Source organism: Pseudoclavibacter sp. 8L (genome assembly GCF_902506465.1).
Classification (GTDB): Bacteria; Actinomycetota; Actinomycetes; order Actinomycetales; family Microbacteriaceae; genus Pseudoclavibacter.
The window spans coordinates 1-7031 of the sequence record NZ_LR733214.1 but is presented as its reverse complement, the minus strand read 5'-3'; the positions used below and the strand labels follow the sequence as shown (position 1 = coordinate 7031).

Annotated in this window: 5 protein-coding genes; all 5 read left to right on the top strand. The window is 70.1% G+C overall.

Features of this window, described 5'->3' with window-relative positions; translation table 11 throughout:
* The first annotated feature begins 340 nt into the window (after positions 1 to 340).
* The 5 genes from GV007_RS18985 to GV007_RS18965 all read left to right on the top strand — a co-directional run bounded on the left by GV007_RS18985 (position 341) and on the right by GV007_RS18965 (position 6675).
* Complete coding sequence (locus GV007_RS18985; protein WP_160075438.1) at positions 341 to 1738, top strand: FAD-binding oxidoreductase; 1398 nt, start codon at positions 341 to 343, stop codon at positions 1736 to 1738.
* Positions 1739 to 2136: 398 nt separating this feature from the next.
* A complete protein-coding gene (locus GV007_RS18980) occupies positions 2137 to 3927 on the top strand; it encodes a circularly permuted type 2 ATP-grasp protein (RefSeq protein WP_160075436.1) in 1791 nt (596 codons plus the stop codon).
* On the top strand, positions 3921 to 4862 hold the full coding sequence (locus tag GV007_RS18975) for an alpha-E domain-containing protein (protein ID WP_104244235.1): 942 nt from the start codon (positions 3921 to 3923) through the stop codon (positions 4860 to 4862). The genes GV007_RS18980 and GV007_RS18975 overlap by 7 nt, the downstream gene beginning before the upstream one ends.
* Positions 4859 to 5707: a transglutaminase family protein gene (locus GV007_RS18970; protein ID WP_104244237.1), complete on the top strand. Its 849-nt coding sequence runs from the start codon at positions 4859 to 4861 to the stop codon at positions 5705 to 5707. The genes GV007_RS18975 and GV007_RS18970 overlap by 4 nt, the downstream gene beginning before the upstream one ends.
* A gap of 2 nt (positions 5708 to 5709) precedes the next feature.
* A complete protein-coding gene (locus tag GV007_RS18965; protein ID WP_160075433.1) occupies positions 5710 to 6675 on the top strand; it encodes an alpha/beta fold hydrolase in 966 nt (321 codons plus the stop codon).
* The last annotated feature ends 356 nt before the right edge of the window (positions 6676 to 7031 follow it).

The window sequence follows — 7031 nt, the reverse complement described above, 5'->3', positions numbered from 1 at the left end:
TCCGGACCCCGCCCCTCCGGCAGAGGAGTGAGGCAGATGCAGGGTCCGGCGACGCGGAACCTGCGTCTGCCTCACTCCTGGTGACGGGGTGGGCGACAGGTGACGGGGCCGCGGGCGACGCGGGCTGCGGGCGGCAGGCGACCGGCCGGCCGGGCGCAGGTGCTTCCGCTTCCGCTTCCGCTCCCGACTCCGCCGACGCTGTCGCTTCCGGGCTTGTTGGTGCGCAGTATTGGTGCGCCGTGAAGGTGCGCGGAGGTGACGCTGCGCGGGGTGGCCGTTGCGGGCGGCCGCGGGATGCACGGCTCGCGAGGGCGCATCCGCTTCGCCTACGATCGGGCGCATGTCTGCCGATGTCGCCGGAGCGCCAAACACCCTGCACGCACTCGAATCTCTGCACCGTGAGCTGCCGGGACGGGTGGTGACGGACCCGGCGGCACTCGAGCCGCTGCGCGTCGATCGTTCCGGTGTGGTCGCCGCTGGCGTGCCGGTGGCGCTCGTCGAGGCGGAGTCCGTCGCGGATGTGCAGGCCGTGTGTCGCATCGCGAGCGAGTTCGGGGTGCCGATCGTCACGCGCGGGGCCGGCACCGGCCTCGCTGGCGGGGGCGCGGGCGGCGCTGGCGAGATCGTGCTGTCGACGTTGCGCATGAACCGGATCCTGGAGATCTCGGCGGCGAACCAGTTGGCCATCGTGCAGCCGGGCATCCTCAACGGCGCCCTCAACGAGGAGCTCGAGGGGCACGGCTTCTGGTGGGCGCCCGACCCGGCGTCGAAGCACATCTCGTCGGTCGGCGGCAACATCGCGACGAACGCAGGCGGGTTGCTGTGCGCGAAGTACGGGGTGACTCGCGAGGCGGTGCTCGGTCTCAAGGTCGTGCTCATCGACGGCTCGGTCATCGACGTCGGCCACCGCACGGTCAAGGGGGTCACGGGCCTCGACCTGTGCGCGCTCATGGTGGGCTCGGAGGGCACGCTCGGCGTGATCGTCGAGTGCACGCTCAAGCTGCGTCCGCTGGTCGAGGGGGTCGTCCCGACGATCGGCGCGTACTTCCCCGACGTGGGGAGCGCGGCCCGCGCATCCGCTGCGGTGACCGCGTCTGGCATCCAGCCGGCCATCATGGAGCTCATGGACGGGGGCGTGCTCCGCGCCGTCTCGGCGTACACGGGGGTCGACCTCGCGTCTCACGGCGACTCGTACCTGCTCATCCAGACCGATGGGGCGAACGCGGTGGCGGAGGCGGAGGGCATCGTCGAGGTGCTGCGGGCCAACGGCGGGGCGGCGGAGATGACGACGGACCCGCAGTCGGCGCTCACGCTCGTGGATGTGCGGCGGCAGGCGTACGCCGCGAAGGAGGCGCTCGGGCAGGTGCTCGTGGAGGACGTCTCCGTGCCGAGAGACCGGCTGCCCGACATGTTCGCGAAGATCGACGAGGTCGCCGTCCGCACCGGGACGACGATCGTGACGGTCGCGCACGCGGGCGACGGGAACCTGCATCCGACGTTCATCTACGACCGGGCGGAGCCTGTCGTCCCGCAGGCGGTGTGGGATGCAGCCGACGAGCTCTTCACGTACGCCATCTCGATTGGCGGGACCCTCACGGGCGAGCATGGGGTCGGTGTGCTCAAGCGGCAGTGGCTCGGTGCGGAGCTCGGCGAGCGTCAGTACGAGCTGCAGCGCGGCATCAAGGGCCTCTTCGACCCGAAGGGGCTCCTGAACCCGGGCAAGGTCTTCGCCGAGTAGCGGGGCAGCGCGCCGTCCGGCCGCGCACCTCTGCGGCTCTGCAGCCCACGCGGTCAGGTTTCGAGATGGGTTCCACGCTTCGGGATGGGATGCAAGCCATCTGCAGGCGTGGAACCCACCCTGAAACGGCGCGTCGGACGGGAGGATGCGTGCGGCTGGCTGACGCCACCCGTCCGCGCCCGGACGCCCGGCCCGCCTTGCCCTGGCCAACATCCGTGATGATTGGCCGCTTCGCCGCCTCGGGAGGCGAGCTCGGACGAAACGATCACGCAAGTCGGACGCGCGCTGCCCCAGGAAACTGCTCGATTGACGGGAAATTCTGCGGGACCCCGGGCGTGCCGTTCAGGCGAGCGCTCCGCGAAACAAGCGCGTCACATTGCGTCCACTAGTCTCGGGGCATGGGTGACCTCTTCGACGGCTACAGCCAGGCTCTGACCAGGCAATCCCAAGCGGCGCTGTCGCCGCCATTCGACGAGATGTTCATGGGGGAGGCGCCAGAGGGCGAGCTCGATCCGCGGCGCACGTACCGAGATCTCTACGACGTCCTCTCGGGGATGACGCAGGAGCAGATCCGGCACCGCTCCGACTCGCTCGCCGACTCGTACCTCGCTCAGGGCGTCACGTTCGACTTCGCCGGCGAGGAGCGCCCGTTCCCGCTCGACGTGGTCCCGCGCGTCATCGAGCGCGCCGAATGGCAGAAGACGGAAGCCGGCATCAAGCAGCGCGTCCGCGCCCTCGAGGCGTTCCTCGACGACGTGTACGGCGACCAGCGGGCCATCGCGGATGGCGTGATCCCCGCAAGCCTCATCGCCTCCTCGGTGCACTACCACCGGGTCGCGAAGGGCATCCGCACGGCCAACGGCGTGCGCATCCACGTGTCCGGAATCGACCTGATCCGCGACGAGCACGGCGAGATGCGCGTGCTCGAAGACAACGTGCGCGTCCCGTCCGGCGTCTCCTACGTCATCTCGAACCGCCGCGCCATGGCCCAGACGCTCCCTGAGCTGTTCTCGCGCATGCGCGTCCGCCCGGTCGGCGACTACCCGAACCGGCTTCTCGGGGCGCTTCGGGCCTCCGCCCCGGACGGCATCGAGGACCCGACGGTCGTCGTCCTCACCCCCGGCGTCTACAACTCCGCGTACTTCGAGCACACGCTGCTCGCGCGCCTCATGGGCGTCGAGCTCGTCGAGGGCCGCGACCTGTTCTGCTCGGGCGGTCGGGTGTGGATGCGCACCACAGCCGGCCCGCAGCGCGTCGACGTCATCTACCGCCGCGTCGACGACGACTACCTCGACCCGCTGCAGTTCCGCCGCGACTCGATGCTCGGCTCGCCCGGCCTCATGATGGCGGCGCGCCTCGGCAACGTCACGATCGCGAACGCGGTCGGCAACGGCGTCGCCGACGACAAGCTCGTGTACACGTACATGCCCGACCTCATCCGCTACTACCTGTCGGAGGAGGCGATCCTCCCGAACGTCGACACGTGGCGCCTCGAGGAGCCGGACGCGCTCGAGGAGGTGCTCGACCGGCTCGACGAACTCGTCGTGAAGCCCGTCGACGGCTCGGGTGGCAAGGGCCTCATGATCGGGCCGAGCGCGTCGAAGACGGAGCTCGACGAGATGCGGGTGCGGTTGCTCGCCGACCCGCGCGGCTGGATCGCGCAGCCCGTCGTGCAGCTCTCGACCATCCCGACTCTCGTCGACGACGGGATGCGGCCGCGCCACGCGGACCTGCGCCCGTTCGCCATCAACGACGGCCACGACGTGTGGGTGCTGCCGGGTGGCCTCACTCGCGTCGCCCTCCCGGAGGGTCAGCTGGTCGTGAACTCCAGCCAGGGAGGCGGGTCGAAGGACACATGGGTGGTCGGCGCGGAGCGCAGCTTCTCCAAGCCGCAGCCGCACGGCGTCGAGGAGCTCCTCGACGACCAGGCTGACGTGTCGGAGACGCCGCACCCCGTGACGGGCGTGCTGCGTGTCATCCCGCACCGCCAGGACCACATGCCGCAGGACGCCCCGAAGCGCGGCGACCAGCAGCAGGTGCAGCAGCAGACGCAGGGCCGTCAGCCGCAAGCCCAGTCGCACTCGCATTCACATTCCGAGCAGGTGCAGCAACAGCAGCAGGCGCGCGCTGGAGTGTCGCCGGCAGCCGCATCCGCCGGCAAGAACCCGAAGGGAACGGACGCATGCTGAGCCGTATCGCCGAGTCGCTCTTCTGGATCGGCCGCTATGTGGAGCGTGCCGACGGCACCGCCCGCATTCTGGACGTGCACCTGCAGCTGCTCCTCGAGGACCCGTGGGTCGACGAGGCGACGGCCTGCCGGTCGCTCCTCAGCGTCATGGGGGCGGCGGATGTGCACCCCGACACGGAGCTCACCCGCTCGGACGTCCTGAACCTCCTCGCGGTCGACCGCTCGCAGCCCGCATCCATCGCCTACTCGGTCAACGCGGCCCGCGAGAACGCTCGCCGTGCCCGCGAGATCGTGTCGACGGAGCTGTGGGAGTGCCTCAACGCCACGTACTCGCGCATGCCGTTCAGCGTGCGGCAGGAGAAGGTGCACGACCTGTTCGCGTGGGTTCGCGAGCGTTCGGCGCTCGCGGTCGGTGTCGTGAACTCGGCGGCGAGCCGTGACGACGCATACCAGTTCATGATGCTGGGGCGTTCCCTGGAGCGTGCCGACATGACGGCGCGGCTGCTTGCGACGCGTTCGCTCACCGAGGCCTCCGGGGCGTCGTGGACGACGATCCTCCGCTCGTGCGGTGCGTACGAGTCGTACCTGCGCACGTACCACGGCATGCCGTCGGCGGCCAACGCCGCGGAGTTCCTGCTGCTCGACCGCCTGTTCCCGCGGTCGATCCAGTACTCGGTGTCGACGGCCCTCTCGAGCCTCTACGACATCCAGCCGCGCCACGAGCGCGGTGGCCGCGTCGGCGTCACCGACCAGGCCCAGCGGCTCCTCGGGCAGATCTCCTCTGACCTCGAGTACCGCCCCATCCACGACACGCTGGCCGACCTGCCCCGCTACATGGATGGTGTGCAGGATGCGGTCTCTCGGGCTTCCGAGGCGATCCGTCAGCGCTACTTCCCGTCGATCACGGCACCGAGCTGGGTGGGAGACAACTCATGAGTCGCATCCGCATCCGCCACTCCACCGGTTTCCGGTACGAGGGCGACGTCACGACCTCGTACAACGAGGCCCGCATGCTGCCGATGGCCAACAACGGCCAGTTCGTGCTGTTCGGGCACCTCGATGTCACGCCGCATTCGTCGACGCACAACTACTCCGACTACTGGGGCACGAAGGTGACGGCGTTCGAGGTGCTGAATCCGCACTCCGAGCTGTCGCTGACTGCGTCGAGCCTCGTCGAGGTGCGCCAGCGGCCCGAGGCGGGTCAGCTGTCGCTCAGCTGGGATGAGCTCGCCCGCGAGCGGCTGCGCAGCGTCGAGCTCGTGGAGCAGACGGCGCAGACGCGCCTCACGATGCCGCCGGACGACGTGAAGGCGCTTGCTGCTGAGGTGAAGGGCGCCAACGCCGGACCTGCGTCCACCGCGATGGAGATCCTCCACCTCGTGTACGAGGCTGTCGCCTACGAGGGCGGCGTGACGGGTGTCCGCACGACGGCCGCCGAGGCGTGGGAGCACAAGCGCGGCGTGTGCCAGGACATCTCGCACATCGCACTCGGTGCGCTCCGTGCGGCCGGAATCCCGGCGATCTACGTGTCCGGCTACCTGCACCCACGGCCGAACGCCGAGATCGGCGAGACGGTCAGCGGCGAGTCCCACGCGTGGATCGAGTACTGGGACGGCGAGTGGCGCGGCTGGGACCCCACCAACGACATCCCGATCGGCGAGCGCCACGTGCTCGTGGGTCGTGGCCGCGACTACAACGACGTGCCTCCGCTGCGCGGCGTGTACGCGGGCCCGTTCTCCTCGCAGCTGTTCGTGAAGGTCGACATCACTCGAGAGGCGTAGCTATGACGGGGTCGGGCACCGGTTCGCAGGGCGGTTCCGCCGGTGGGTCGCATGGCGGCTCGCAGGGGCGGGCGGATGCGCGCGGCCCAGCCGCCCCGAAGCCCGACCCGTCCGGCGCCCCGGCTTCGTTCGTCGTGCCGGTCGGTCATGGCATCGACGTGCACGTCTACGAGTGGGCGTGCGAGTCGCCGCGAGGCGTCATCCACCTGTCGCACGGCTCCGGCGAGCATGCGATGCGTTACGACTCGTACGCGCGCGACCTGGTCGCGGCCGGCTACGCGGTCGTCGCGCACGATCACCTCGGTCATGGGCAGACGGGCCTCGGCGCGCACGGGCTGTCGGTGCTCCCAACGACCGAGAACCGGGCTGCGCTCGAGGCGCTCGAGGACATCTCCGCGTGGGTGCGCGACCGATACCCGAAGCTGCCGTTGATCCTGCAGGGGCATTCGTGGGGTTCGCTGCTCGCGCAGCAGCTCCTCGCCCACGACTCGGCGTTCTTCTCCGCGTGCATCCTGACCGGGACGACGCTCGCGGTGCCCGGCTTCATCAACGCCGGGAATTTGAACAAGCGCTTCGAGCCGGACGAGACCGGCCTGCTCTGGTTGAGCCGCAACCCGGACGCTCGCCGCGCGTTCGCGTACGACGAGCTATGCTTCGACATCGCGAAGATGCCCGTTTGGTCGGCGAGGGGAGCGCTGCAGCTGGCGCACATCCCGCCTCGTGCTGCTTCCGGCAAGCTCGACGATGTGCCGGTGCTGATCATGGCCGGGTCGGAGGATTCGATCGGCTACGGCGAGCGGGGGCCGCGCGCGCTCGCGCGGTTGTACCGGAAGCGGTCGAAGCTGAGCGATGTGACGCTGAGGATCTACCCGGAGGCGCGTCACGAGCTCCTCAACGAGCTGAACCGCGACGAGGTCATCGCCGACATCGTCGCGTGGCTGGACACCCGCATCCCGCTCCCCGCCTGACCCCGCGCGGCCTGCCTGACCTCGCGCGGCCCGCCTGCGCGCCGACCTGCGCATCCGCCCGCCCGCCTGCGCGCCGCCCCAACCACGCCATCCACGCCCGCCTGCTTGCGCGCGAATCCGCGCCCCGCCTGCTTGCCTGCGCATCCGCCTGCACCACCGCCGAATGGGGCGTTTTCGCCCCGTCTTCCGGGTCGCGATGGGGTGAGACTGACCTATTCGGCGGAGGCGGAGGCGGTGGCGATGGCGGAGGCGAGGTGGCGAGGGGGCGGGAGGAGGCAGGAGGTGGTCGGGGTGTGAGCGGATGGGGCGTTTTCGCCCCGTCTTCCGGGTCGCGATGGGGTGAGACTGACCTATTC

Coding starts and splice junctions, on each gene's coding strand:
- GV007_RS18975 (WP_104244235.1), top strand. CDS start 3,921: ATGCTGAGCCGTATCGCCGAGTCGCTCTTCTGGATCGGCCGCTATGTG.
- GV007_RS18985 (WP_160075438.1), top strand. CDS start 341: ATGTCTGCCGATGTCGCCGGAGCGCCAAACACCCTGCACGCACTCGAA.
- GV007_RS18970 (WP_104244237.1), top strand. CDS start 4,859: ATGAGTCGCATCCGCATCCGCCACTCCACCGGTTTCCGGTACGAGGGC.
- GV007_RS18965 (WP_160075433.1), top strand. CDS start 5,710: ATGACGGGGTCGGGCACCGGTTCGCAGGGCGGTTCCGCCGGTGGGTCG.
- GV007_RS18980 (WP_160075436.1), top strand. CDS start 2,137: ATGGGTGACCTCTTCGACGGCTACAGCCAGGCTCTGACCAGGCAATCC.